General features: G+C 71.6%; 21 protein-coding genes and 1 pseudogene. 13 read left to right on the top strand and 9 right to left on the bottom strand.

The annotated features are described in order from the left end of the window. Positions 1–98 precede the first annotated feature (98 nt). From ACGF5C_RS12035 to ACGF5C_RS12020, 4 genes and pseudogenes are all read right to left on the bottom strand, one after another. Positions 99–230, bottom strand: a pseudogene (locus ACGF5C_RS12035) (IS256 family transposase); the annotation flags it as partial. An 86-nt stretch (positions 231–316) separates the two neighbouring features. Next, entirely contained in the window at positions 317–886 is a 570-nt protein-coding gene (locus tag ACGF5C_RS12030) for a hypothetical protein (RefSeq protein WP_393300165.1), read from the bottom strand. 179 nt (positions 887–1,065) lie between these two features. Beyond that, complete coding sequence (locus ACGF5C_RS12025; protein WP_393300162.1) at positions 1,066–1,956, bottom strand: hypothetical protein; 891 nt, start codon at positions 1,954–1,956, stop codon at positions 1,066–1,068. A gap of 1,045 nt (positions 1,957–3,001) precedes the next feature. After that, the gene (locus tag ACGF5C_RS12020) at positions 3,002–3,391 is read right to left on the bottom strand and encodes a hypothetical protein (protein WP_393300159.1); all 390 of its coding nucleotides are present in this window, start codon (positions 3,389–3,391) and stop codon (positions 3,002–3,004) included. A gap of 89 nt (positions 3,392–3,480) precedes the next feature. Between ACGF5C_RS12020 and ACGF5C_RS12015 the strand changes: the two genes are divergently transcribed. The 3 genes from ACGF5C_RS12015 to ACGF5C_RS12005 are packed head-to-tail and all read left to right on the top strand — an operon-like array spanning position 3,481 to position 4,853. Beyond that, positions 3,481–3,879, top strand: a complete 399-nt coding sequence (locus ACGF5C_RS12015; RefSeq protein WP_393300157.1) for a DUF2809 domain-containing protein — start codon at positions 3,481–3,483, stop codon at positions 3,877–3,879. Between the two features lie 57 nt (positions 3,880–3,936). Further along, entirely contained in the window at positions 3,937–4,461 is a 525-nt protein-coding gene (locus tag ACGF5C_RS12010; RefSeq protein WP_393300154.1) for a GNAT family N-acetyltransferase, read from the top strand. 50 nt (positions 4,462–4,511) lie between these two features. Next, the gene (locus ACGF5C_RS12005; RefSeq protein ID WP_393300151.1) at positions 4,512–4,853 is read left to right on the top strand and encodes a hypothetical protein; all 342 of its coding nucleotides are present in this window, start codon (positions 4,512–4,514) and stop codon (positions 4,851–4,853) included. A 117-nt stretch (positions 4,854–4,970) separates the two neighbouring features. Here ACGF5C_RS12005 and ACGF5C_RS12000 read toward each other — a convergent pair whose 3' ends face one another. Beyond that, positions 4,971–5,852, bottom strand: a complete 882-nt coding sequence (locus ACGF5C_RS12000; RefSeq protein WP_393300148.1) for a LysR family transcriptional regulator — start codon at positions 5,850–5,852, stop codon at positions 4,971–4,973. A gap of 323 nt (positions 5,853–6,175) precedes the next feature. Between ACGF5C_RS12000 and ACGF5C_RS11995 the strand changes: the two genes are divergently transcribed. From ACGF5C_RS11995 to ACGF5C_RS11985, 3 genes are all read left to right on the top strand, one after another. Next, positions 6,176–6,886: an EamA family transporter gene (locus ACGF5C_RS11995; protein ID WP_393300145.1), complete on the top strand. Its 711-nt coding sequence runs from the start codon at positions 6,176–6,178 to the stop codon at positions 6,884–6,886. Between the two features lie 175 nt (positions 6,887–7,061). Further along, entirely contained in the window at positions 7,062–8,249 is a 1,188-nt protein-coding gene (dinB, locus tag ACGF5C_RS11990; RefSeq protein ID WP_393300142.1) for a DNA polymerase IV, read from the top strand. A 350-nt stretch (positions 8,250–8,599) separates the two neighbouring features. Beyond that, entirely contained in the window at positions 8,600–10,654 is a 2,055-nt protein-coding gene (locus ACGF5C_RS11985) for a sialate O-acetylesterase (protein ID WP_393300139.1), read from the top strand. Positions 10,655–10,760: 106 nt separating this feature from the next. Here ACGF5C_RS11985 and ACGF5C_RS11980 read toward each other — a convergent pair whose 3' ends face one another. Together ACGF5C_RS11980 and ACGF5C_RS11975 are read right to left on the bottom strand one after the other, a co-directional pair. Then, a complete protein-coding gene (locus ACGF5C_RS11980; protein ID WP_393300136.1) occupies positions 10,761–13,193 on the bottom strand; it encodes a M14 family metallopeptidase in 2,433 nt (810 codons plus the stop codon). A 445-nt stretch (positions 13,194–13,638) separates the two neighbouring features. Then, on the bottom strand, positions 13,639–14,097 hold the full coding sequence (locus ACGF5C_RS11975) for a hypothetical protein (protein WP_393300133.1): 459 nt from the start codon (positions 14,095–14,097) through the stop codon (positions 13,639–13,641). A gap of 229 nt (positions 14,098–14,326) precedes the next feature. Here ACGF5C_RS11975 and ACGF5C_RS11970 point away from each other — a divergent pair, with 229 nt between their 5' ends. Further along, positions 14,327–14,869, top strand: coding sequence for a hypothetical protein (locus tag ACGF5C_RS11970; RefSeq protein WP_393300128.1), 543 nt, complete (start codon positions 14,327–14,329; stop codon positions 14,867–14,869). Between the two features lie 112 nt (positions 14,870–14,981). On the opposite strand, the gene ACGF5C_RS11965 is transcribed toward ACGF5C_RS11970, so the two are convergent. Next, positions 14,982–15,536, bottom strand: a complete 555-nt coding sequence (locus ACGF5C_RS11965; RefSeq protein ID WP_393300125.1) for a hypothetical protein — start codon at positions 15,534–15,536, stop codon at positions 14,982–14,984. Positions 15,537–15,944: 408 nt separating this feature from the next. On the opposite strand from ACGF5C_RS11965, the gene ACGF5C_RS11960 reads away from it, so the two are divergent. The 3 genes from ACGF5C_RS11960 (at position 15,945) to ACGF5C_RS11950 (ending at position 17,818) form a co-directional block, all read left to right on the top strand. After that, entirely contained in the window at positions 15,945–16,577 is a 633-nt protein-coding gene (locus ACGF5C_RS11960) for a helix-turn-helix domain-containing protein (protein ID WP_393300122.1), read from the top strand. Between the two features lie 10 nt (positions 16,578–16,587). Then, a complete protein-coding gene (locus tag ACGF5C_RS11955) occupies positions 16,588–17,307 on the top strand; it encodes an SDR family oxidoreductase (RefSeq protein WP_393300119.1) in 720 nt (239 codons plus the stop codon). 94 nt (positions 17,308–17,401) lie between these two features. Continuing rightward, positions 17,402–17,818, top strand: a complete 417-nt coding sequence (locus tag ACGF5C_RS11950; protein WP_393300116.1) for an ASCH domain-containing protein — start codon at positions 17,402–17,404, stop codon at positions 17,816–17,818. Positions 17,819–18,159: 341 nt separating this feature from the next. Here the strand turns inward: ACGF5C_RS11950 and ACGF5C_RS11945 are convergent, their stop codons facing one another. Continuing rightward, positions 18,160–20,433: a hypothetical protein gene (locus ACGF5C_RS11945; protein WP_393300113.1), complete on the bottom strand. Its 2,274-nt coding sequence runs from the start codon at positions 20,431–20,433 to the stop codon at positions 18,160–18,162. Positions 20,434–20,663: 230 nt separating this feature from the next. On the opposite strand from ACGF5C_RS11945, the gene ACGF5C_RS11940 reads away from it, so the two are divergent. The 3 genes from ACGF5C_RS11940 (at position 20,664) to ACGF5C_RS11930 (ending at position 23,146) form a co-directional block, all read left to right on the top strand. Next, positions 20,664–21,836 carry a sensor histidine kinase gene (locus ACGF5C_RS11940; RefSeq protein WP_393300110.1) on the top strand — a complete coding sequence of 391 codons (1,173 nt, stop codon included), beginning with the start codon at positions 20,664–20,666 and terminating at the stop codon, positions 21,834–21,836. After that, positions 21,833–22,495 (top strand): response regulator transcription factor, encoded by a 663-nt coding sequence (locus ACGF5C_RS11935; protein WP_357703381.1) that lies wholly within the window; start codon positions 21,833–21,835, stop codon positions 22,493–22,495. The genes ACGF5C_RS11940 and ACGF5C_RS11935 overlap by 4 nt, the downstream gene beginning before the upstream one ends. 228 nt (positions 22,496–22,723) lie before the next feature. Then, on the top strand, positions 22,724–23,146 hold the full coding sequence (locus tag ACGF5C_RS11930) for a DUF6223 family protein (protein ID WP_393300107.1): 423 nt from the start codon (positions 22,724–22,726) through the stop codon (positions 23,144–23,146). The last annotated feature ends 126 nt before the right edge of the window (positions 23,147–23,272 follow it).

Genomic DNA, 23,272 nt, shown 5'->3' with positions numbered 1-23,272 from the left:
CGGCCGAATCTGCGCCGTAGGCGAGTTCGAACGCGGCCACGGCGCGGCGGGCGTGGTCACGGTCCTCGGCGTTCCAGATCTCGGCCAGGGCCTTCTTACCGCCGCTTGCAGTCGCGTAGCAGGTCGGCCCACGACCCGGCCGACTCGCGGTAGCCCTCGGCGAGGGCGACGAGTTCCTTACGGCCGTCGACTCGGACGCCGACGATCACCAGCAGGCACAGTTTTCGCCTCGTCGAGGGTCGTGCGGATCAGCGGGCGCCGCATTCGATGAGCAGTACATCGGTGAAGATGAGCCGAGGCCAGGGGCACTGAGCGGTCAGTCGTGGAGAGTGACGTTGGGCAGTGGGCGGCCAGTGGCGTCGAACAACACCGCTCCACAATCGCAGCGCTCGTCGGCCAGGGTCTGGGTCGCCGACAGTTGCCAGACCAGCATCTCCGAGCAGTTCGGGCAGTCCAGGCTGACCAGGGTCTCTTCGGGTTCCGAGTCCCAGGCCCGCACCGGGAGGCCCTGGTGCATCAACCCGGTCAGCTCACGCTCACCGGTCAGCGCGACCAGTACCTCGTGGGTGTCGGTGCCGTTGTCCCGCACCACAAGCGTGCAGCCGAGATCTGCCAGCACACCGGACAGATGATCGAGCTGGCGGACCGGGAAATCACCGCGGCGCAGAGTCGGGTCAGCCTCGGCCGCGTGGTAGAGGACGTCGGTGTCGACGTCTGTCGGCTCTGCCCCGAAGGCCCGTACCCGACCAGCCACGAACGCCGCCAGCTGGCCTGGGTAATCCTCACCAGTCCAGTCCATCCTGAACATCACACTGTCGACTCGGACCCCCCGAACCCGCTCGCCGGGAGTCAGGACCAGCTCTTCCAGCTCTGCCACGACGATCATGCTATCCACTGCCTGGCGGCGGACCGTGCCGATGTTGTGCCGTTGTCGTGCATGACCAACACCAGCCCCCGCGCCTGTCTGCGCGACCTCTTAGACACTCAGATGATCACCGTTGGGCTGCAAGCCCTTCACGCTCGGGTGGCCCGCGACTACGAAGCCCTACCGACCGGCTCGCTCCGTCAACGGGCTTGGCGCTGAAGCCGATGGTCGTCGGCGGTGGTGAGCCAAGAGCCGTCGCCGAGCGGTTCGAAGTCGTACTGTTCAGCGGACAGGGCCAGCTGCCCTCGGACCTCGCCGGTTCGCGGGTCGACGATGTACCGCTCGACCCATTCCTCCTCATCGTCGGCCTCGCCGATGACGGTCACAACGGCGGTGTCGTCGCCGAGGTAGCCGCCAACCCACTCGACGAACACGCCGTCGGGATCATGGTCGAGCGACTCCGCCGTTACTCGCGCGACGACTGCGCCGTCGGGATACGCATGGAAAGCGGCGTCCTGCTGATCGTGGTCCACGGTCATGAAATGGCGGCCGTCCGGCGCTACGGCGACAAGGACCCGATCCGGCCACGGATACTCGGTCAGCTCGATCCGACCGTTCTCGAAGCGGCCCCGGTAGATCAGCGAGCCATCCTGCCCTTCCCCCACATTCAGCAGCATGTGCCTGCCGTCTGGATGGGTGAAGTGCCTGCCCCCTTGACCGGCCGAACACAAGTCCACCTGCGCCATCACCCGGCCGGTACCCGCGTCGACGGCCAACCACTGATCGGCCCCGGTACCGCGCGCCGTCGCGTCAGGTCGGAACACCCATACGATCATTCCGTCCAAGGAGTAGGCGCAGCAGCTATGGGCGATGGGCCACGGTGCCGCAGCGGGGATGAAGTCAAGCTGCCACAGCCTCCGTCCGGTACGGTCGATACACGTCACGTGGTCGGGCATCGCGTACACAGCGCGGCTCAGGTCGGGTGCTACGGCATGGTCGTCCAACTCCATGTGCGCCCCAACGGGAAAGGTCGCTGCGGGCACCACGTCCGACACCGGCGCTGAGCCGACAGGAATCTCGTAGGCCAGCACAAGCCCATCCCGGTACCGGGATCGCACACGAAATTGCGTCATGGCGCAGGACGGTAGCCGACCCGAAGGCGGGACTCGTGACCGACGTGCCAGCCCAACTTCGTTGGGATTCGATCGCCGAGGCGGGGCTCTCTCAGCGGCACGACCACTGGCACCCGGATGCGCACCGGTGCAGGATCGAACAATTGTCAAGAGTGTGAACGCGGATGAGCGCCACTGTTGGACGCTCTTGGGTGCCACTTGATGGTGCCGAGCATGGCCGTTTTGCTGTCCTGCGTCGTCCGCCGCCGATCGTTGCTGCTGCGTTCGCTGCCTCTCGGCTGCCTCACGTCGCCCACCACACCCAAGCTCGCCCACGGCCAGGACGAGTTGGATCGGGAACTCCTTGTCCCACTGGCCCAAACTGACGCAGACACTTCGACGTGGCGGTACCAGGTGTCGGCGCCCGTAACGAACGCGACAAGTGCATCGGCGAGCGGTGGCAGCGGCTCACCCCGGATCGCCCGATGGGGGTCGGCGCGAAAGGTCCGAGGGCGGGGCAAGTCCCACGTGGCCGTGAGCGCCGCCACGAGCAGTGCGCGCTTGGCCTCGAAATGGCCCCGGACCTCTTCCCAGCGCTCGGCCGACTCCTCCAAAAGTCATCGCTGACCGCGACGGACACGATGTGGTAACCGGGGGCGCTGACGTCCATACCCTGCCCCACATACCGGGCGACCCGCTGCGGCGGGCAGGCGCGCTGAACCAGTTCCTCAGCCAGGGTGAGGCATTTATCGAGGTCCACCCCCGGACGCTAACAGCCGCGACGGCCTGACCTGGTCCTCATCGACCCCTTGACCCCCAGGCAACGATCAACACCCACCGACCTCCGGCAACTACCGGGCTACGCCAGCTCTCCCGTCCCCCGTAGTCCACCGACGTCCGGCCTTGTGCTCCTCGATCGTCACTCAGATAGTCACCCACGGGGGGCTGTCCGGCACCGCATCGGCCACCCGATCATCCACAACCGTCGTCGTCGTGACTGATCGGTTGCCGTAGTGCCGATTGGCTATCCGATCGGGAAGACGGATGCGTGGCTGCGCGGACACTGCCAGCAGGCAACGCCGTAGACGAGGGCCGCAGTAGGAGGATGAGAGTGGTCGGGCAGACATCCCGGCCAGGTGGTGTCGCCCTCATCGAACTCTTTTTCCTGCAGCAGGTCGGCCATCTCGACGACCGCCAACTCCGGGTCGCGGGTTGGAGGCAGGCTGCCCAGGATGCCCTCCTGCCCCCGCCTGCCGAAGCACACGTGTAAGGCGTCGAGGGCGTCCAGGTACACGCCCATTGGCTCAATGACAGCACCCCGCCGGGCGAAGTCCTGCGCCACCCGGCGCACCGCGCGCTCGTAGCACTCCAGTACGCCGAGCAGCAGCTCGTCGTCCTCGTCGCCCCTTGGCACCGGGCCAGGCTAATGCACCTTGTGGTCAGAAACGACCGGCTGGAATCAGACGTTGAAGCGGAACTGAAACACCGCCTAGCATCGCCGGAATGTCGATCACTCCTCGGCGGTGCCGGATCCTGATGCTCGCGGCGGCGGCCGTGTTCCTCGCCGTCGCCCTCGTCATCCGCGCGACGGCCGGCGGCGGCCTCGAACAGCACTCCGGCACCGCCCTGTACGGGTCCATGGTCTGGGCCGGGGTGCTGTTCCTCCGGCCGCGCACGGCGCCGCTGTCGGCGGGCGCGGTGGCGGTCGCCTTCTGCTGGGCGGTCGAGGTGTCGCAGCTGACGGGCATCCCGGCGGCGCTGTCGGCGCGCAGCCTGGTGGCCCGGCTCGTGCTCGGCGTCCAGTTCGACCCGGTCGACCTCGCCTGGTACCCCGTCGGGGTGCTGCCGCTGGTCGCGCTGGCGCAGCTCGTGCGCCACACCCGCCGGCAGCGCGCGGACTGAACGGTCGGCGCCGATAATCGGGGGCGCCGGGAGGCCCGCCCCGCATATCGTGGCACGGTGCTGATCAGACGCGAGACCCCCGCCGACATCGACGCCGTCCGGGCGGTGCACCTCGCCGCCTTCGCCGACCCCGACAAGCCGGACGCCGTACCGGTGGAGGCCGGGCTGGTGGACGCGCTGCGGGCGGACGCCGGGTGGCTGCCCGCCTTCTCCCTCGTCGCGACCGACGACGACGGGCAGGTCGTGGGGCACGTGGTGTGCACCCGGGGCCGGGTGGCCGGCGAGCCGGTCGCGCTGGGGCTGGGGCCGCTCGGCGTGTTGCCGGCCTGGCAGCGGCGCGGGGTCGGCTCCGCGCTGATGCACGCGGTGCTCGGCGCGGCCGACGCGCTCGACGAGCCGCTGGTGGTGCTCCTCGGCCACCCCGACTACTACCCCCGCTTCGGGTTCGGCCCGGCCGTCGACCTCGGCGTCACCCCGCCGCAGCCGTGGGGGCCGCAGTACTTCATGGCGCGTCCGATGAGCGCCTGGCAGCCGTCGATCCGGGGCGAGTTCACCTACGCCCGCCCCTTCGACGACTTGTAGGCGGCCCCGACGGCCTTTGCCGCCTGTCGATCGTCCGGCATTATTGACGGATGGGAGAAGTGTTACCGATGCCGAGCTTCGGTGACCTGTTCACCGACCTGCGCGGCAGCGACCGGACGATGCGGGTGAGCTGGCATCCCGAGCGGGGCGCCGTGGTGCTGTCCCTGTGGTCGGGCACGGTGTGCCGGGGGTCCTTCCGGCTGGCCGCCGCCGACCTGCCGAGGCTGCTGTCGCTGCTCACCGACATCACCGCCCCCGCCCCGGACGGGCCCGCGCAGGGCGCCGCACCGGCCCGCCCCCGTGCCGCCTCGGCCGTGGAGCAGACCGGCGAGATCGACCGGCCCGCCCCTCGCGGCCTGCTCCCGATCGTCGCTGCCCCGCGCGTCGCCTGACAGCTCCTCACACCTCCACATCACCCGCCCTGTCGGCTGGCGTGGTGGTCAAGTCTTCGCCGGCAGTGGGATCGGCGGGCGCGGGCGCGGGATGTTCGTCATGGGCGGCGCCCTCCACTACGCGGGGCGGCCCTGCCGGGGTTGGACCGCCCGGTAGGTTTCGCAGGCCAGGTTGACGAGTTCGGTGAGGTGGGCGGGTGGGTCGTCCTTCCACCAGGCCAGCCAGACCGGTATCGGCTGGGCGTCGCGGACGGCGCGGTACGCCACCCCTGGCCTGGGGTTCTGGTTGGCGGTGGCCTCGGAGGTGATGCCGACCGCCTGGCCGGCGGCGATGAGGGTGAGCCACTCGTCGACGCCGTGGGTGGTGCGGATGGTCGCGGGTTCGGCGCCCGGCTGGAACAGGGCGGGTGTGGTGGTGCCGGTTCGGCTGTCGATGGCGACGGGGTATCTGGCCAGGTCGGCGGTGCGTATCGATCGCCGCCGGGCCAGCGGGTTGTCGGTGGCCACGGCGGCGTAGCGGGTTTCCACGCCGAGCAGTGCGGTCTCGAAGCGGGGATCGACCAGGTGCCGGCGGATCACGGCGACGTCGGCCGTGCCCTCGCTGAGCCCGGCGGTCGGGGTGTTGGACTGGACGAACACCAGCGGCACCTGGGGGTGGGCGGCGGCCCAGGTCTTCTGCAGTCGTCTGGTGTGTTTGCCCAGCGCCGCCCAGGCGTAGCCGACGCGCAGCTCGGTGCGGGATTCCTCGACGATCCGTCGCAGGTGGGCGACCTCGTCGAGCACCCGGCGCGCGGCGGCGACGACGCGGGTGCCGGTGCCGGTGAGCGAGACGTGCCGGGTCGTTCGCTGGAGCACGCGAGCGCCGAGCGCCGCCTCCAGGGCGCTGACGGAACGCGAGACCGCCGCTTGGGAGACTCCCAGGACAGCCGCCGCGTCGGTGAAGGTTCCGGCGTCGACCACCGCGACGAGCGTGCGGAGCTGACGCAGCTGCACATCCATACGCCGAGCGTATAACTCTGGCGGCTGGTGCATTTCTGGTATTGGTCGGCGCGCGTCGACACTGCCGTCATGACCGTGAAGACGGCAGGTGAAGTTGCTGCTCAGGGCCCCCGCCGACCGACCGGCGACGACCGTGGGCCGCTGCTGCACGGGATCGCCACGATGACCGCAAGCGCGGCGAGCAACCAGGTCGGGGCGGCCGTGGGGGCGCACGCGTTCGCCGCCCTCGGGCCCGCCGGGGTCGTCGCCGTGCGGCAGTTCGTCGCGGCGTCGGTGCTACTGCCGACCGTACGCCCGAACCTGCGTCGCTTCACCTGGGCCCAATGGTGGCCGACCCTGCTGCTCGGGCTGGTCTTCGCCACGATGAACCTCAGCCTCTACACCGCGATCGACCGGATCGGGCTCGGCCTGGCCGTCACCCTGGAGTTCCTCGGCCCGCTCGCCGTCGCCCTGGCCGGTTCCCGAACCCGGCTCGACCTGCTCTGCGCGGCGGGCGCCTGCGTCGGCGTGTACGTCCTGGTCCTACCCGGCCCGGCCAGCGACCACCTCGGAGTGGGGCTCGGCCTGCTCGCGGCGGCGTGCTGGGCGGCGTACATCCTGCTCAACCGGCTCGTCGGGGCCCGCCTGCCGGGGTTGCAGGCACCGGCGGCGGCGACCTGGTGTCCGCGCTGCTCTACCTGCCGGTCGCGGCCACCCTGCTCGCGCAGGGACGACTGGCCGGCACCGCGATCCTCTACGCCGTCGGTGCGGGCATCCTCAGCTCGGTGGTGCCCTACGCCGCCGACCTGGTCGCGCTGCGTACCGTGCCGGCCCGCTTCTTCGGCGTGTTCATGAGCATCCACCCGGTACTGGCCGCGCTCGCCGGCCTCGTCCTCCTCGGCCAGGTCCTGAAACCACACGAGTGGCTCGGCATCGCCACCATCGTGACGGCCAACGCCCTGGCCGTCCAGACCGCCTCGACAGCCAAGGCACGGCACGGCGCGACGACTCGTGCCCGGACCGGTCGGGGGGACCGCGCCGGCAACCGCGACTGAACAGCCCGGTTGGCGTCGACCCGGGAAGCAAGCTCCAACGCTTGCAGAGTGAGGAGTTGCAAGGCGTACGGCGGCGGGCGCGTGCCGCTCGGCCTCGCCGTCGCGGCGGTGGCCGCCCGGCGCTGTCCGGGCAGGTCAGCGCCGACGTCGACCCGTTCCGTGCGAACATGTGTTCGTGTCGCGCGAGGCCCGCATCCTGCACGCCGACCTGGACGCGTTCTACGCGTCGGTCGAGCAGCGCGACGACCCGCGCCTGCGGAGCCGGCCGGTGATCGTCGGCGGCGGCGTGGTCCTGGCGTGCAGCTACGAGGCGAAGGCCCGGGGCGTACGCAGCGCGATGGGTGGCCGGCAGGCCCGTCGACTCTGCCCCGAGGCGATCGTCGTGCCGCCGAGGATGGCGGCGTACACGGCGGCCAGCCGCGCGGTGTTCGAGATCTTCCGGCAGACCACCCCGGTCGTGGAGGGCCTCTCCATCGACGAGGCGTTCCTGGACGTCGGCGGCCTGCGGCGGCTGGTCGGGCCGCCGGCCGACATCGCCGCCCGGCTGCGCCGGGAGGTGCGCGCGCGGGTCGGCCTGCCGATCACCGTGGGCGTGGCCCGGACGAAGTTCCTCGCCAAGGTGGCCAGCGGCGTCGCGAAGCCCGACGGCCTGCTGGTCGTGCCGCCGGACGAGGAGCTGACGTTCCTGCACCCGCTGCCGGTGGAGCGGCTGTGGGGCGTCGGGCCGGTGACCGCGGGGAAGCTGCGCGAGCGGGGCATCCGCACCGTCGGGCAGGTCGCCCGCCTCGGCGAGGCGACGCTGGTCTCGCTGCTCGGCGCGGGGGCCGGCCGGCACCTGCACGCCCTGGCGCACAACCGCGACCCCCGGCCGGTGCAGGTCGGCCGACGGCGCGGGTCGATGGGCGCGCAGCACGCCCTGGGGCCCACCCCGCACTCCCCCGCCGAGCTGGAGGCGATCCTCGCCGGGCTGGTCGACCGGGTGACCCGGCGGATGCGGGCGGCGGCGCGGGCGGGTCGGACGGTGACGCTGCGGTTGCGGTTCGGCGACTACACCCGCGCGACCCGCTCGCACACGGTGGCCAAGGCCACCGCCGACACGACACCGCTGCTCGGGGCGGCACGGGCGCTGCTGCGGGCGGCGCTGCCCGAGATCGAGCGGCGCGGCGTGACGCTGATCGGCGTGTCGGTGGGCAACCTGGACGACTCCCCCGTGCAGCCGCCACTGCCGTTCGACCGCGACCCGGGGGCGGACCTGGACGCGGCGGTGGACGCGGTACGCGACCGGTTCGGGTCGGCGGCGCTCACCAGGGCGGTCCTGCTGGGCCGCGAGCCGGGCCTGGAGATGCCGCTGCTGCCGGACTGATCGAAGGCGGCGGAGCAAGCAGTGGCCGTGACGGTGGTCCCCGATGGGCCGCCGGTGACCGCCGTCGTCGTCTCGCAGTTTGGCCGAGGCGAGGCAACGACACCCGGCGACCGGTCACCCGCTCGTCGCCGTGGCGTGCGCTCCCGCCGCGGCGATCCCACCACTCGCCGCATGCGCATTGCGGTTGATGAATATCGATAGCTAGGCATGACCCACGCCGATCCGGCGGACCCGACCTACCCGACCTGCTGGAGGTTCGAGTCATGCCCCGTCCACACCATTCCCGGCCGACACGCGACACGCGCCGTGCCGCCAACGCCGCAGCAAGCCTCCTCCTGTCCACCGTCGGCATGGGGTTCGGGCCGCCGGCTGCCGCCGGCGCCGACCCCGGTCCGGTCAGCCCCAGGCCGATCGACGGCACCTCGTGCGCCGCCAACGTCGACGGCATGGCCGACTTCACTCCCGTCCTCGCGCTGGACCTGCCCGAACGGGCCAGCTGGTTGAACCAGACGCCGCCGTACGCCTTCGACCGCACCGCCGAGGTGGCCGCCGGCTTCGACCGGGTCGGATACTGCCTGGAGCTGACTACTCCGGCGGGCCCGCAGTGGGTGTGGACGGCGATGGCGCCGTTCACCACCGACGCCGGCCGGCTCGGCCTGCCGACCCGCACCGGGGAGATCATCCGACAGCGGGTCAGCGACCTGGAGGTCGCGTCGAACGTCCCGGGCGTCACCACCGGCACCGACCTGGCCGGTCATGTGGAGATGTGGCCCAACACGTACGGCAGCGGGTCGTCCCGCCAGATCTCCGGTGCCTCGCCGAACGTCTACGACGCCGACGACACCGTCAACCCGTCCGGCGGGTACGGGTCCTTCCAGGTGCACCAGGTCGGCGCCACCCGCCCGTCGTCCGTGACGCCCCGTACGGTGCTCGCGGTCAACACCTTCACCTCCGCCGGGGCGCCGCTTTCTCTCGGCATCGGCTCCGCCACCAGCGGGCACCCGGACTGGACCTTCGCCGGGAACGCGGGCGCCTTCACGCAGCGCCGGCTCACCGTGTACGCCCGGCCTTCCGTGCTCGCCCTCGACCAGCACCCGCAGGACCGCCAGCTGTACCCACGGGACGCCTCGAACGGGGCAACGGTGCCCGTGTCCGGGACAGTCACCGATCCACGGGTCAAGGCGGTACAACTGACGGTGACCAGCGGCGAGGACGAGTGGACCTACACCACGGAGGTCACCGACCGGCGCGACTTCTCGTTCAGCCCCCGCATCGACGCCGCGCTGCGCGAGTACCGGTTCGAGCTGCGCGCGCTCGGTGCCGGCGTCACCCGTCGGGCCGGCCTGTGGGAGGGCATCGTGGCCGGGGACGTCTACGTCATCCAGGGCCAGTCCAACGCCGTCTCCGCCGTGTACCGGGGCTCGTCCGCCGGCGAGGAGTCGACGTTCATCCGCAGCTACGGCTCGCCCACCGCGGACCCGGTGCTGTCCGCGGCGGACCGCAGCTGGAACTACGCCGGCAGCGAGGTCACCAACCAGCCCGGCTCCGTCGGCCAGTGGGGCATTCGCATGGCCCGCCGGATCGTCGACGTCTACGGCGTCCCGGTCGCCCTCGTCAACGGCGGCCACGGCGGCCGACCCATCTCGTTCTTCCAGCGCGACGACGCCGACCCCGACGCCATCGGCACCAACTACGGGCGGCTGCGGCAACGACTGGTCGCCGCCGGAGTCCAGGCCGACGTGCGCGGGCTCCTCTGGTACCAGGGCGAGTCCGACAGCGACAACGCCGCCGTCCACGTCTCAGGGTTCACCGCGCTGCTCGCCGACTGGCGCAGCGAGATCGGCACCCGCGTCGGCGACGGCGCCCGGTACTTCGTCTACCAGGTCCGCACATCCCCCTGCGGCAACAGCACCACCGGAGCGCTGCGGGAGGCGCAGCGGCAGATGGGTGACACGCTCGGCGTCACCCTGCTGTCCACGAACGGCCTGTCCGGCCACGACGGGTGCCACTACGCCTGGGAGCAGGGCTACCGGGAGATGGGTGACCACACGTTCGCCGTGGTGGCCCGCGACCTGTATCACGGCCCCAGTGCGGGGGTGGCACCACCCAACCCGCGCTCCGCGTCGTTCTCCAATCCGGAGCGCACCGAGGTGACGGTGCAGCTGCGCAGCGACGACCCGCTGGTCGTCGATCCTGGTGTCGCCGCCGACTTCCGGATCCACGGCAGCACGGCGACGGTCACCGACGTCGAATACCGGGCGGGCGGCCGGCTGGCGCTGACGCTTTCCGCGCCGGCCGACGGGGCGACCGGGGTGAGCTACCTGAGCCACCTGCGCGCCGGCCCGTGGATCGTCAACGCCACGGGTAGTGGGCTGCTGACCTTCCACAACCTGCCGATCGCCTGACCGGCAGCCGACAGCACGGGAACGGCGCGGACCACCCGAGGTGGTCCGCGCCGTTCGCGGCTCCGCGGCGAGGACACGGTGGGCCGTCGGTACCGGCCGGAGGACCTCAGCCAGCAGGAAGGACGGCGGTGTCCTTGCGGTAGTTCGTGCCGTTGCCGTCAGGGCGGTAGTTGTTCTCGACGTTGCCCGCCGAGTCCACCGAGAACCAGTGGACCGGGGTGCCCGCCGGGACGGTCAGCGTCTCCCCGCCCTCGCGGACGCCGGCGGAGCCGTAGAGGGTCGACGCGTACGTCGGGGCGCCGCGGTCGAGGGTGTAGAAGACCGCCGCCGGCTCGCTCGTGGAGAACGTCACGTTCACCATGCCCGGCGTCGAACTCGGCGCGACCGTCAGCGTGCTGTGCGGCCGGCTGTCGTCCTTGGCGAAGTCACGGGCCACTCGCATCAGCTCGACGAGGCCGTTGGCGAACTCCATGGTCTCGTCGTGCGCCTCGTGCCACTCCGGCTGGAACGAGGTGCCGACCTCGAAGTTCCAGGCGTAGATGCCGTACTTGTACCAGAGCATGTCCCCGGAGTTGCCGGCCGCCGAGTAGAGCACGTCGGAGATCGGGCCGGTGCGCGCCGGGGTGACCGCCATGTTGCGGTGCCGCTTGATGGCGGCCAGGATCCGCGACGACGCGCCCCAGAACGCCGACTCCTCGGCGAGGGTCGGCCGCGGCGCGGAGACCCGGTCGGGCAGCGCGTACGCCCCCGGCGACCACATGAAGTAGTTGCCCGACGAGTGCAGGTTCATCGAGAACCTGATGTTCGGGCGGGCGGCCAGCCAGTCGACGTTGCGGTTCTCCGGCTCGGACAGCTCGCTCGGGCCGGCGTAGGTGCCGCTGGTGCAGCTCGACGACGCGCCGGAGTAGCCGTCGAAGAGGCTGTACTCGGTGTAGTTGCGATTGTTGTCCACGCCCCACGAGTTGCGGGCCAGGAAGTCGGCGGACCCGGTCGACGGGCAGTGGTTGGTCATGTTCTTGCGCTGGGAGTTGAAGTCGTAGAACGAGTAGTGCCCGCCGTCGGGGTTGACCGACGGGGCGATCCAGATGTCGAGGTTGTCCAGCAGCTGCTTGGTCTGGCCGTCGTGGGCGTAGTTGCGCAGCAGCCGTTCGGCGGTCTCGATGGTGACCAGCGGCGGCACCCACTCGCGGGCGTGCTCCTGGGCGTAGGCGAGCACGCCGAGCTTCGAGCCGTCGCGGTGCTTGCCGATCCGGATCGCGTACACCGGATGCGGGTCGCGGGAGACACTGGCGGGCGCGCTGAGGCCGTCGCTGAGCGGGGTCCGCGGCGCCGGCGCGACCACGCCGGTGCCCGGGCTGCCCCGATAGGTGTACGCCCGCAGCAGCGCCCCGGCGCCGGCGTTGAGCGCCGCGACGACCTGGGCGGCGGTGCTGGTCACCGCACCCGCGCCGTCGGTGCCCAGGGTGACCCGTACCGCGGAGCCGGTGACGGTCACCGACAGCGGCGTGTTCGCCGCGCCCGGGTCGGCGAGCTCCACCGAGATGGCGTTGCCGCCCTCATGGCCCCAGGCGAGGGAGTCCACCGCGACGCGGCTGGCGGTGGCGGTGCCGAGCACCGCCTGCGCGTGCCGCCGGTAGCCGTTGGTCTTGTAGGGCAACTCCACGACCTCGGCGAGCCGCGGGAACTCGGCGGCCAGCTGGTGGATCCGCGCGTACAGCTCGGTGGGCGTCAGGTAGCTGGTGACGAAGTCCTTCTGGTAGCCCGGGCCCTCGGGGCCGGTGCCCGGGGTCGGCAGCCACTCCCGCACCTGCGCGACGGCCACGTCGCCGGTCGGGCTGGTGATCCGGATGCGGTCGGGGCGGCTGGTCACCGTGGCGGCGCCCCGGTGGTACAGGTAGACGCCGGCGTCGACGAACCGGGAGATGGTCTGCGTCCCGCCGGAGCCGAACTCGGTGCCGGGGCCACTGTCCCGCTCGACGGTGAGGGGGGTCGCGGCCGTCTGGCCCTGCGCCCATTTCGCCTCGACGGAGAGGATCTGGCTGGTCCCGGAGGTGTACCAGTCCGCCCGGATGATCTTGACGTCGGAGGCGTCCGGGGCGGCCGGGTCGGCCGCGGCGGTGGCGAACTGCCGGTTCTCGGCCATGTGGCCGGCGATGGTCGCCTCGCGTTCCGCCACCCGCTCCCGCGCGTCGGCGGGCCGGTGCAGCACCTTGCCGAGCGTGAAGCCGGCCTCGGTCAGCGCCGCCGCCTCGCCGGCCGTGACGACCGCGTGCGCGACGACGCCGTTCTCGGTGCGGGCGACGTGGTGGTCGAGGTCGACGCCGGTGGCGACGAGGGCGTCCAACTGTGCGGTGCCGGCGAGCAGCACCTCGACGACGTTCGCCTCCTCGTCGCCGACCCGGACCAGGTCGACGGCGGGGGCGGCGGACGGCGCGGTGGCCGAGGCCGGGCTGACCAGCAGCACCACGGCCACGGCCCCGGCCAGCACGGCGGGGAGGGGAAGGCGGCGTCGCCACCGGGGACCTAGGGGATCACGCATCTGTCGACCCTTCTGTTCGTCGGCACGGGTGACCGAACGAGATGGCCGAGGGGCCCGCCCGGGGTACGCGGCTCCGCCCCGTCGGTCGCGCGCCACGGCGCCACGACCGGTGGAAGGTGGTGCTGTCCGGTTGCGGCGGACCGACGCTGGCCGCATCGCCGAGCTGCGGAAACGTCGTCAGGCTGATAGACGGGAGGCTGCTCCGGTGACGGTCGGTGGGACTGCGCCAATCCTCAGTGCGCCCAAAGTGATCTGTCAATACCTCCGGTGAGCCCCGGGGGTTCGCGTCAGCGGTCGGGGGCACCACTGGTCCCCGGCAGGTTCCCACCGCCGGATGGTCTCCGGCGGTGGGACCGGTTCTTCGCTGGCCTGCTGAGCGGCCTGGCGTACGAGTTGCACGGCCGGGCCGGTCAGTGCCCATCGGTGGGTCCGGGCTGAGGGCAGCTCAGCCGCAGTTGCCCCAGCTGTACCGGCCAGCGCCCTGCCAACTGGTGCCGTACAGGACCTCGCCGCTGTACATCACGCACTTGTCACGGGCAGAGCGTTGGATCGCGGCGTAGTACTTGAAGTTTCCGGAGTCGTAGACCCAGGAACCACCCTCCACCCGGATCCCGGCGGAAACCCCGGTCGTCGAGCCGACAGCCACCCGCTTGAGGGTGGCGACACAGTTGTACGCGGTGGCGCTGTTGTACATCAGGTAGACGTCGCCCACCTTGGTGCCATCCGGCGCGTAGATCGACCGGTGCCCGTCACCGGCGTACGCCCACGAGCCACCGAAGTCGTTGTTGCACGCCTGCGCCGCGGTGAACGGATTCGTCGCGGCCTGAGCGGGCGAAGCGAGCCCCACCGCCGCGACGGTGGCGGAGATGATCGAGATGGTCAGTCGTCGCGCTGGTCCGCGCACACAGTCCCCCAGATGTTCCGGCGCCGAGATCGCGCATGAGCCGCCATGATCCCACAGTGGATCATCACCAGGATCCGGGGCAGCGCGGGCAGCCGGATCGCTGGCGCAGGTGCCGGAGAAGGTGGGGCAGGGCGCTGACGGCCGTGCGCACCGACAGCGCCTGGCACTGCGTCAGCCCCGCCGGCAACGCGAGCTGATATCCGTTTTGCGCTGGTGAGACCATGCGGACGTGAACAAGATCCCCACGCTGTTCCGCCGCGACCCGGACGACCGCAAGCGCGTCCTGCCCGAGGCCAACCCTGCCTGCCAGTGGGTCCTCGACGGCGAGGGAACGCCGACGCGCAAGTACGACGGCACCTGCGTGATGCTCGACGATGACGGCATTTGGTGGGCACGGCGCGAGGTGCGGCCTGGCCGGACGCGGCCGCCGGGCTACCGGCCGGTGATGACGGACGAGGTCACGGGCAAGACCGTGGGTTGGGAACCGGTCGAGCAGTCGCCGTACGCGAGGTACCACGCCGAGGCCCTCGCCGGCTCGCCCGAACGGCTCCGCCCCGGCACCTACGAGCTGATCGGCCCGAAGATCAACGGGAACCCCGAGGGCGTGCGGGGCCACGAGCTCGTACCGCACGACGACGCGGAGAGGCTGGACGTGCCGCGCGACTTGGACGGCCTGCGTGACTGGCTACTGGCGCACCCTCAGTACGAGGGCATCGTCTGGCACCATCCGGACGGCCGGAGGGCGAAGTTGAAGCACCGCGACTTCGCCTGAGCCGGCGGTTGTCCGTCTTCACGCGCTGCTGCCTGCAAGGCAGCGGCGCCGTGGGAACTGGTCATGACCGCGACGGCAGTGCCGTGCCGCCTGCGGCCGGGGCGGGGCCCTCTCAGTCCTCGACGTCGGGTGACGCCGGCGGCGGCAGCGGCAGTTCGACGGCGGCGACCGCTCCCACCCGCACGGCGGAGTGCGCCGGCGGCAGCTTGTCCGCTCGCGGCGAGCGGCTGTGCACCCTGCCCCGGCCAGTCGGGTCCGGTCGCCGACTCACCTCGCAGGTCACCATCCGGATCGGCGGAGGCGGTGCCGTGAACCGGCCGGCACCCCAGCGCACCCACAGCGGGATCCGCCCCGCGTCAGCCTCGGCGAGCAGCTTCTCCCACGTGCGGCGGCGCGTACCGTGATCGACCTCGACGACGACCGGCGGGCCGTCCGGGCGGGCACAGGCCACGTCGAGCACCGACTGCTGTGCGGACATCGGCGGTGGCAGCGGCAGCACGCTGGACGCCCGCCGGTAGACCCGCCAGCCCCGCTGTTCCGCCCAGTCGACCACCGCGCCGATCAGCCGGGCGGTGACCTGGTCCGTCGTCAGGTCGGTGAAAGAGACCGCGTCGAGCCGGTCAGCCAGCGACGCCGCCAACCGCTCCCCGTCCTCACCGACCGCCACCGCCGCAGGGTAACCGCGCAACTGGCCGTCCTCCCCGGCGGGGCGGCACGAGAGTGGCACGAGGACGGCTGGCGCCCGGAAATCGGTGCGGTGGCCACGGCGCGGAACGGTCGGCAGAGGAAACGGGAGGTGGTACGGGGGCGATGGCGCTGATCCACGGCTGCCTTCCGCTACGCGACCGCTTCGAGATCACGCATCGACCCGCCCACCCGTCCCCTGACGTGTGTGGATGATGGCTGCGTGAGCCACGTGCACTCCATACCGGTGCGGGTCCCTCCCGAGGCGTGCGAGACGATCGCCAGCCTCCCGCATCCGCGACTGCGGCCGTATGTCGTGGGTTACGGGGGCTTCCGCTCAGGTTCGGGGGCAGCCTTACGGCACCGGGCCCTGCCGATGAACCTGGCCACGATGATCGTCGACTTCGCCGGGCCGAGCAGGGTGGTCACCGGGCCCCGAGGTGACCCCGTCGTCTACGAGCAGACCGCTTGGGGGGACGGCGTCTCGATCGGCCTGACGCCGGCCGGAGTGACCGCGCTCCTCGGCGTGCCGATGCGGGAGCTGGCCGGCGGCACCTTCCGGCTGGCGGACGTCTTCGGCCACCAGGAGGTGGAGTTGGCCGAGCGGCTCGGGGAGGCACCGGACCGGCCGACGTGGTTCGCGGTGCTGGACGACTTCCTGACCGCTCGGCTCGCCGCGGACACGCGACCGGACGGGCTGACGACGCGCGCCTGGCGGCGACTCCAGCGATCGGCGGATCGGCTCCGGATCAGCGCGTTGGCCGACGAGCTCGGTGTCAGCCGGCGCACCCTCGAGCTCCGGTTCCAGCGACAGATCGGCCTGTCGCCCGGAACTGTCGCCAGGATCGCTCGGTTTCAGCGTGCCCTGCGCATGCTCACCCGGTCCGCCGGCCTGCCGCAGACGGCGGTCGACTGCGGTTACGCCGACCAGCCGCACTTCAACCGTGAGGTACGCGCCATGTCCGGCCTGACCCCGACCGAGCTGTGCGCATTCTTTCAATACCAGGAGCGCTCCCCCGGCTAGCGTCCCCGGCATGAGGCTCACCGGTAAGACCGCGCTCGTGACCGGCGGTTCGCGGGGAATCGGCCGGGCGATCGTGCATCGGCTCGCCCGCGAAGGCGCAACGGTCGTGTTCACGTACAGGGAGAATCGGGCGGCGGCCGACGACCTCGTCAGCCAACTCGCCGGCACGATCGCCGTTCGCGCCGACCAGGAGGATCTCACCAACATCTCGGCGATGTTCCAGCCGGTTCGCGACGGCTTGGACATTCTCGTCAACAATGCCGCTGTCAACCCCCGGGCGCTGATCGCGGACATCACCGAGGACGAGTTCGACCGGGTCTTGACGGTCAACACCAAGTTTCCCGTGTTGGCCATGCGAGAAGCGGCGCCAGTGCTACGGGACAAGGGCCGCATCATCAACATCTCCACCCTCAACACGGTGGTGCCGGCGCCCGGCCACTCCCTCTACTGCGCCAGCAAAGCCGCGCTCGAACAGTTCACAGCGGTCGCCGCCCGAGAGTTCGGCGCCCGTGGCATCACCGTCAACACGATCTCGCCCGGCGCGACCGACACCGACCTGCTGCGCGCCGCCAACCCCCCGGAGGCGCTCGCCCAAACCGCCGCCGTCACCGCGTTGCAACGGCTCGGCCGGCCCGACGACATCGCGGCCGTGGTCGCCTTCCTCGCCGGGTCCGACGCGCAGTGGATCACTGGTCAGAACATCCGTGCAACAGGCGGGCTGCTCGTCTGAGCTCGACGCCGACGCGGAGCCCTGCCGGGGTGGTTGTTCGGTGTCCACCGGATACCCGGTGAACCTCAGCGGACACCGTACTACCCTCGTCCGGGTGATCGCTGATCTGCCCTCGTTCCAATTCGCCTTCCCTGGCCCGCTGCGCGACAAGTTGGTCGCTGCCGTGCTCGACGGGACCAAGACCACCACCACCGGCCTGCTCCAGGACTACGAGATTGACGGCGAGCCGCTGCCGGTGGTGGGCACCCGAGCGGCTGTGGTCGACTCCGCCGGCCGCCGGGTCGCGGTGATCGAGGTGACCGACGTGCGTGTCAGCCGACTCGGTGACGTCGATTTCGACCACGCTCGCGATGAAGGGGAAGGGGACGACTCGGTTGCGGCCTGGCGAGCCGGACACGAGGACTACTGGCACGGAACGGACTACCTGGGCTGGCTGGGCAGACCGGACTTCACCGTGAACGACGACACACCGGTCGTGCTAAAGCGGTTCCGCCTCGTTGCGAAGCTCTGACCTCCACGGCTGACGGACGGTCGCGCTCGCTGCTCGGCAGGACGCACACCCAGCATCGGGGGTACCGCCTCTCCGGTGGCGAGCGCGAGCGGCTCACCATCGCCCGGCTACCGCTGGCCCGCGACGGCCGGTACGCCGGGCTGTACCGCACCCAGCTCGATCAGCCGGTTCCGGCCGCGGCAGGAGCGCGACCGGGGCCGGCTCAGCGACCTGGCCGCTGACGCGCGGGCTGGCTGCTGCGGCTGCGGCGGCAGGTCCCCCAGCTTCCCGGTCACGGCGTTCCACGAGCGCCACGGTCGCACCACCACGAGATGTCCGGGAGGTGGTCCGGGGGCGACGCGTCAGATCAGGGTCGGTGCGGCGGCGGACGCGGTCAACGTCGCCCGCCGCCGCTCGACCTCGGCGGCGAGCGAATCCGGGTCACAGCCGGCGAGGTGGTCGCGGATCAGCAGATGGATGAAGCGGTATTCCCCGTCGACCTTGGTCAGCAGGCTCCGGTCGACCGCGAGACGGAGGTGCCTGCGCCGCCACGGGTCCGGCTCCCCCGCGACCGCCATGCACACCCGGGCGTACACGCCGTCGACCAGCAGCGCTCCGGCTATCGCCGGCCAGAGAGCGAAGAGCGCGCCCGCGAACCAGCCGGCGAGCGGAGACCAGAATGGCGCTGTCCACCCCGGCGCCACCAGCAGAGCCGCGGGGACGACCGCCGCCACGTGCGCTGCCAGGCAGGAGGCTGCCAGCCAGGTCAACCCATGCCTGCGGGGCCCGATCGACTTGGTCACAGAAGTGCGGACGGCGGGCTCCAGCTCGGTGCACCATGCGACGGCGGCCACCACGGTCAGCCAGGCGGGCACCCCGACGGCCCAACCGACCAGGGCGGCCTCGGAGAGCCCGAAGACAGCGATCGGCGGTACGGTCAGTGCCGGACCAACCAGAGTCCACAGGAGCGTGCCTCTCCGATCTCCCTTGAGGAGCACGCTCACCACCGCGAGTACGGCGGTCTGCCCGACTCCGATGGCGACCACCGCGACGGCGAGCGTGAGCCGGGACTGGTCGGCGACGAGCCGCGCGAGCCACCACAGCAGCAGGAAGACAGTGAGGTTGCCCGCCGCCACCGCCACCCACCAGGTCGCCAGCGGCAGCCATCGAGGCGCCACCGGGCCCGGCAGGGCCCGCCTGGTGTAAGCGGTGATCAACCAGACGATGCCACCGATGGTCATGGCGCTGAGCAGTCCGGCGAGCAGGCTCGTCTGCGAGGTCAGCGCGACGAGGGTCGCCATCGCGCAGGAACCACCCGTGGCTGGCCCCACCCAATCCCGGCTGGCGGCACGAACGACCGGGGTGACGACGTACGGAACGGTCGCCGGGCTGAGAGCTGGCACCGTGACCCCGGAGTTCATCTCGGTGGCGGCGACGGCAAGGGTGCGCACACCACGCAGGGCACGGCCAGGATCCACCGTGCCGGATCCCCGACGGGCGAGCACTTCCACCAGGTAGGCGTCGAACAGCAGACTTCGTCGCATGACCGGATCCTGTTCACCGGTCGCCATCTCGACCGGGCGGTCACCGTAGGCGAGGGCCATGATGTTGAGCATGAGCGGCGAGGTCAGCAGCTCCCACAGTTCGGGGTCTTCGCGTAGGGCGTCGAGCACACCGTTGAGCCAGGGGCTGACCGCGGTGAAGAACTCCACCACCTGTTCCTCGTTGAGCGGCCGGATCAGCACCGCCCCCTGCAGGTGCAGGCGGGCCGACAAGGTCTCGTAGTCGGCGATGCGGCTGCAGACGGCCAGCCGGGTGACGCCCCACTGCTCCTGAAGCGCGTTGATCTCCGCCACGCACCGGGCCCGGTCGCCGTCGCGGACCTCGTCGAGCCCGTCCAGCAGCAGGATCAGCCGATCGGTCTCCAGCCACACCCGACCCACCTTGTCCGGGATTCGGTACCGCTGCCGAAGACTGTCCAGCAGCCACTCGACGAAATCCCGTGGGCCGCTGTCCCGGGTACCCACGAACGGCAGGAGACGCGGCCGGGACCGCGACCAGTCGGCGAGATCGACCACGACGGGGATCGGGGCCCTGACGTCCGCCGGGGACGATCGCGCCTGCTCGACCAGCGCCCTGGCCAGAACGAGCACCTGGGTCGTCTTGCCCGCACCGGGCGCCCCGAGGATGAGCATCGACTCACCCATCTCGTCGAACACACCCAGTATGTCGTCGTCGACCCGAAGGTGGTGTTCGTTACCGCTGACCCGCTGCACCAGATTCGTGGGAGGCAACACGGCGGTCGGCTGCTCGTCCAGCGCCAGGGCCACCCGCACCTGCTCGGCCAGCGACCCGCGCATCCGCTGCTCGACATAGCGCTGCACCTGGTCGAGGGCACGGGTGTCGTTGCGGGGATCGTCGGGATGGCGCGCCGAGATCCGGCTGGCCTGGGGCCTGCGGCTCCACGCTTCGACGGCGACGACGCTGGCGATGCCAGCGATCGCAGCAGGCCACAGCCAACCACCGAACGGCTTCAGCCATGCCGGGAGACTGCCCCCGGTCTCGACGTTCACCGCCGTCGGGACGATGACCGCGAGGACGATCGTGGTGACGGCGACCTGGAGTACCCGCAGCAACCCACCCGTCCCATCTTCGCACCGCACGGCCGGACAGGGGCGATTCTGTCACCGACTGTCCACTGTGAGCGAGCAGGCCGACGGCGCCCGGCTCCGATCACCGCCACGGTGGTGCGAGGGCCGCTGTGGCACCCCCAGACAGGTGTCGAGCGCGGACCGCCGCCACCTGGAGCGCACGCCCGCCGGTCGGATGTTCTCCCGGCCAGTGCCGGGAGGTTAGGCTTCGGCGCATGTCGAGGTGGCGATGGCAGGGCCGTCCGGCGAACATCGCCCTGGTGCTCGTGGTCGGCCTGGTGGCCCTCGTCGGCCTGGTGGTGCAGTCGCGTGGCGTCGACACCGCCGCCGAACGGGCGGCGCTGCTGGCCGTGCTGGCCTCTTCCGGCGCGCTGTACGTCCGCCGCCGTCATCCGGTCGCGGTGGGCGTGGTGGCGCTGGCCGCCGTCGGCGCGTACGGAGCGTTGCTGCACCGGCCCGGGCCGATCATGCTGGTGTTCGTCGTGGCGCTCTACACCGTCGTCGACGAGGGGCACCTCGCGGTCGCCATCGGGCTCGGTCTCGCCTCGGTGGTCGCCTTCGCCGTCGCGGACAGCTACAACAGGACAGCGAACAGCGCGAACGGGGCGACGCTGCTGCACGCCGGCTGGCTCATCGCGGTCATCGTCGGCGTGACCCGCAACCGCCGGGCCTACCTCGCCGAGGGACAGGCCCGGGCGCTCGCCGCCGAGCAGCGGACGGAGGAGGAGGCCCGGCGCCGGGCCACCGAGGAGCGGCTGCGCATCGCCCGCGAGCTGCACGACGTGCTCGGGCACCACCTCTCCCTGATCAACGTGCAGGCCAGCGCCGCGCTGCACCGCCCGGACCCCACCCGGTCCGCGCAGGCCCTCACCGCGATCAAACAGACGAGCAAGGAGACGCTGCGCGAGTTGCGGACGACTCTCGGAATACTGCGGCAGGAGGGCGCGGCGCCGGCCGCGCCCGCACCCGGCCTGAATCGCCTGTACGAGCTGGTCACGGCGGCCGGCCGGTCCGGATTGGAGATCCGCACCGAGCTGACCGAAACCCGGCCGCTACCACCGGAGGTCGACCTGGCGGCGTACCGGATCGTCCAGGAGGCGCTCACGAACGTGACCCGGCACGCGGGCGCGGCCGCCGCGGTGATCCGGGTCCGGCCCGACCGCGACGACGTGCTGGTGGAGGTCGAGGACGACGGTACCGGCGCACCGGGCCCGCCCGGCAACGGGATCCTCGGCATGGGCGAGCGGGCCCAGACGTTGGGCGGTTCGCTGAGCGCGGGCCCCGGGCCGGACGGCGGCTTCCGGGTGCGCGCCCGCCTTCCGCTGCGGCCCGACCCGGTGCCGTCGGGAGCGCCGGCGCTGCGATCGGAACCGGGGGACGCGGCGTGATCCGGGTGCTGCTCGCCGACGACCAGACCCTGGTACGCGCGGGGTTCCGGTCCATCCTGGACGGCGAGGACGGCATCGAGGTGGTCGGCGAGGCCGCCGACGGTGCCGAGGCGGTGCGGCTCGCCCGGCAGCTGCGGCCGGACGTCGTCCTCATGGACATCCGGATGCCCGTGCTGGACGGCCTGGCCGCCACCCGGGAGATCGCCGCGAGCTCCGATGTCCGCGTGGTCATCCTGACCACCTTCGACCTGGACGACTACGTCTACGGCGCGCTGCGGGCCGGCGCGAGCGGCTTCCTGGTCAAGGACACCGAGCCGGCGGAGCTGATCCACGGGGTGCGGGTGGTGGCGCGGGGTGACGCCCTCATCGCTCCGTCGATCACCCGCCGGCTGATCTCCGAGTTCACCGCCCGGGCCACGCATCCGGACCCGGGGCCGCGGCTGAGCGCGCTCACCGAGCGGGAGCGTGAGGTGATGGCGCTGGTCGCCGCCGGCCTGTCCAACGACGAGATCGCGGCGCGGCTGGTGCTGAGCCCGGCCACCGCGAAGACACACGTCAGCCGGATCATGACCAAGGCCCAGGTCCGGGACCGGGCCCAGCTGGTGATCCTCGCGTACGAGTCCGGCCTGACCGTCCCCGGCTGGCTCGCCCGCTCCTGACAACAACCTCCGGGGCACACCGGGTGCCTGGCGGTGTGGCTCGTCGAGCCTGCCTGCGGGGCGAGTGTGCGGTTGCGCCGGTACCGGGGAGACAACCTGAGCGGTACGACGCCCGGAGCGCGTACAACCCGGGTGGTAGGCGCATCGGCAACTCCGGCATGACGACCCGGAGCCACGCTGGTACATACGCTGCCGCCTGTACCCGCCACGCGACCGAAGGGGTCCTCGATGTCCATCCGCCACATGCTTGCCGCAGCCGCAGCCGCCCTGCTCGGCGCGTTCGGACTTGCCGCACCGGCGGCCGCGCACGTCTCGGCCCAGCCGGCCGCCGCCAGTGTTTACACCATGAGCGCCGGGCGACTCGGGGCCAGCGTGGCCGCCGTGCTGGGGCTGATCGGCGTGATCATCGGCGGGCTCGCTCTGGCCCGCCCCACCAGTCGCATCGGCATCGGCAACGGGCGCGGCGGAGCCACCGCGGCCCTGGTGGCGGGGCTGATCGGCATCGCCCTCGGTGGACTGGTCGTGGCAACCTCCGACAGTGGCATCGGCACCGGCAACGGGCGCGGCGGAGCCTACGTGGCCCTGGTGGTGGGGCTGATCAGCCTCGTCCTCGGTGGGCTGGCTCTGGCCCGCACCCGCCGCGCCGGCTGACCCGGCCCTCGAGCCGCCGCCGCCCGGGTGCGCCCGCCCGGTTCGGACAGCCGGCCTCCGGCGGCGGCGTACGGCTGCGACACGAGACGCTACCCGCCTCTGAGCAGCGCAAACACGGAGCCGCAG

Origin of the sequence: Micromonospora sp. NPDC047620 (assembly GCF_043205005.1) — a bacterium.
Lineage (GTDB): Bacteria > Actinomycetota > Actinomycetes > Mycobacteriales > Micromonosporaceae > Micromonospora.
Note: the sequence above shows the minus strand (reverse complement) of the source record. Positions and strands in the feature narration are given on the sequence as shown.